3 protein-coding genes are annotated in these 3266 nt (G+C 48.5%); all 3 read left to right on the top strand.

Annotated features, from left to right (window positions below):
- Nucleotides 1-405: hypothetical protein (locus U8U68_RS21615; RefSeq protein WP_322204492.1), on the top strand; the 405-nt coding region annotated here is incomplete at its 5' end.
- 329 nt (nt 406-734) lie between these two features.
- Nucleotides 735-1157 (top strand): hypothetical protein, encoded by a 423-nt coding sequence (locus U8U68_RS21610; RefSeq protein ID WP_322204490.1) that lies wholly within the window; start codon nt 735-737, stop codon nt 1155-1157.
- Nucleotides 1158-1248: 91 nt separating this feature from the next.
- Nucleotides 1249-3266: phage tail tape measure protein (locus U8U68_RS21605; protein ID WP_322204488.1), on the top strand; the 2018-nt coding region annotated here is incomplete at its 3' end.

Genomic DNA, 3266 nt, shown 5'->3' with positions numbered 1-3266 from the left:
TTCCCTTATTTTATTATGAGCGCAATTAAAGACGGGCGTTTGCCCATTGAGCTGAACGGCAAGGAATTCCACTTGCTGTTTTCCCTGAATGTCCTTGACGAAATGCAAGACCGCTTCGGTGGCTTTGATACGCTGGGCGAAGTGCTTTCCGGCAAAGAAAGTATTAAAAATCTTCGGTGGCTTCTTACTCTGCTTTTGAATGAGGGCGCAGAGGATGGCGAAGAGCCGTTGACCGAAAAACAGATAGGCCACATGATCCACACGGGCAACTTCGACGAAGTGCGAACGGCGATTTTCCGCGCCTTCGCTATGGGCAACAGCGGCACGACAGAGCCGCCCGCCGTGGAGGACGAAGAAGACGAAGACGGCGAAGAGGAAAAAAACGCGGCGGCGGGCAAGGCTTAATTGACCTTGCCCGCCTGCTTTATATCGGGGTTACTCTTTTACGCTGGCCGGAAGCCGACGTTTGGAAAATGACACCGTATAAAATTCTGACGCTGTTTCGCATTCACAAGGAATTCAATCCGGATCGGTTCAAGCCGGAGCCGCGGGAAGTGGATATTGACGATGTGTTCATGGGGCTATGAATAGCTGGCGCAAAATCCTTCGTTTTAAAAATCAGCATAGTTCTTTACTTTAACACGCACTTCGACTATAATTATGTTAAAGACCAGAATTCATGTGCATTCCGGCCTTGTTGCCAAAGACAAAACACGAAAGGAGCTATTCAAACTATGGACAGATCAAGGCTAATCAAAATTGCGTTACTGGTATGTTCGGGATGTTTCCTAATTGCGGCAATAAGCCTTTTCGCAGAAGGCGACATTGCTTCCGGCGTTTGCGGCCTTGCGCTTGCCGTGGTGCTGGGAGTTATCGGATTTAGGAAAAAGCGGGGGGAAAACGGAATTTCATATTCTGGAATCCCCAAAGACCTTACGGCACAATCTGAAAAGCGCGAAACTCCACACAGCCAACAGCACAGTACAGCCGCACAAACTTCTTTTGCAAGAACATATAAAGTCTACATTGAAGAGGGCGGCAAACGTTATCACCGCGACGAAAAATGTTCCGGAATGAAAAATCCTAAATATGTAACTTTGGAATATGCCCTAATGCAAGGCTATACAGAGTGCAAAAAATGTTCACGAATTAAATAACAACCGAAGGGCAGAAGCCCCCGCATTAACTGGAAACAGTTGTGCGGGGGCTTTTCTATGCCCATTTTACTGTAAGAAGGAGGGAAAGGCGATGGCAGGCAAGGAAGATGCCATTAAGACAAAAGTTGTCGTTGAGGGCGAAAAGGAGTATAGAGAAGCCTGCAAAGGAATAAATGCTTCCCTTCGGGAAATTGGTTCGGAAATGAAACTCGTTTCTGCTGAATTCGAGGGAAACGAAAAAAGCATTGAGGGCTTGACCGCAAAACAGGACGTTTTGAATAAACGGCTTGAAGAGCAGAAAAAGGCCGTTGCCGCCGCAGAAGAGGCTTTAGGGAAAATGCGGGGCGCATTAGATAAAAACGATCCCGCGCTCCTGAAAATGCAAACAAACCTAAATAACGCAAAGGCCGAAATGGTTAGAACCCAAAACGAATTAGATAAAACATCGATACAACTTGAAGCGGCTAAAAAAGCAGGAAATAATTATTCTGATTCTGTGAACGAAATTGACCGCCATTTGTCCGCGCTTGGAGCGGAATTGAAAACCGCGGCTTCTGAAATGGGGATTACTTCTAACAAAACGGAAACATTGGCAAAAAGCGGTAAAATTCTTTCACAAATTCAGGAGCAACAGGAGGAGAAAATTGAGCAACTAACAAACGCATATAACCGCGCCGCACAGGAAACGGGCGAGTTTTCCGAAGAAACTGTTTCTTTGAAACAACAGCTTGAAGGGGCGCGGCAAGAATTCAACTCGACACAACAGAAAATAAATGAATTGAATTCGGAGCTTGCGAAAGAAGCCACGCAAGCGAATGAAGCGGCAAAAGCATTCGTGCAATACCAGATTGCCGCAAAAGAGATTGACGGTACTTTAGGGGATTTGGCCGCCGAGCTAAAAATGGTAACGGCGCAATACGCCAACAGCGAAAACAAAATTGAAGGGATCACCGCGAAACAAGAGATTTTGAACAAAGCTCTTGTAGAGCAAAAGAAGAAGGTTGAACAGGCAGAAGCCGCCTATAAAACAGCGGTTCAACAGCAAGGGGCAATGTCCGAAGAGGCGCAGACGCTTCAAAGGGCTTTGACCGAAGCCCGCACGGGTATGTATGAAACCGAAAATCAGCTTGACGCGCTGAACCGGGAGCTTGAAGAAGGCACTAAGAAAAGCGCGGATTTTAGCGGTGCTTTTTCCGCTATGGGAGCCGGGCTAAAGGCTATCGGCGTAGGCGTTGCCGCGATCGGAACGGCGATCGTTGCGGGGATCGGATATGCAACGGGCTTCGCTGATGAAGTCAAAAGCGCAATGAACGATTTTGAAGCGGCGACAGGCATTGCGGAAGCGGCGGCAAAGGGTTTTGACGAAGCAATGTTGAACATCTACAACAACAACTTCGGGGAAAACATGGAGGACATAGCCGCCGCAATGTCCACGGTGGCGCAGACCGCAAAAGACCTTGATCCGGCGAACATTGAAGCAATGACGCAAAACGCCCTTATGTTGCGTGATACCTTCGGATATGACATACAAGAGCAAATGCGCGCCGTCAATATGCTTATGGATCAGTTCGGAATGTCCGGCGAAGACGCGTTTAACCTGATTGCGCAGGGCGCGCAAAACGGCCTTGATAAAAACGGGGACTTGCTGGACAGTATCAACGAATATTCCGTGCATTTCAAAACGCTTGGACTTGACGCGGAAGATATGTTTAACAGCTTCGCAAACGGCGCAAGTGCTGGCACGTTTTCCGTTGACAAGCTGGGCGACGCTGTAAAGGAATTCGGGATCAGGGTTAAAGACGGTTCGGACGGCACAATGCAGGCGTTCGCAGATATTGGGGTAAATGCAGAAGAAACCGCGGCGGCCTTTGCCGCTGGCGGGGATCAGGCGGCGAAAGCGTTTGAAGACGTGACAGCCGCCCTTTTTACTATGGACGATCCTTTAGCGCAGAATGCGGCGGGCGTTGCGTTGTTTGGGACAATGTGGGAGGATTTAGGCGTTGAGGGCATGAAGGCTTTAACAAACCTGAACGGCGAAATTAGCACCACAACGGACGCGCTTTCCGCGATAAACGCGGTGAAATATGATGATTTTGGATCGGCAATGTC

It is taken from the genome of Acutalibacter intestini (assembly GCF_034334985.1).
In the GTDB taxonomy this organism is placed as follows: domain Bacteria; phylum Bacillota; class Clostridia; order Oscillospirales; family Acutalibacteraceae; genus Acutalibacter; species Acutalibacter intestini.
This window is presented reverse-complemented; position numbering and strand designations above follow the sequence as displayed.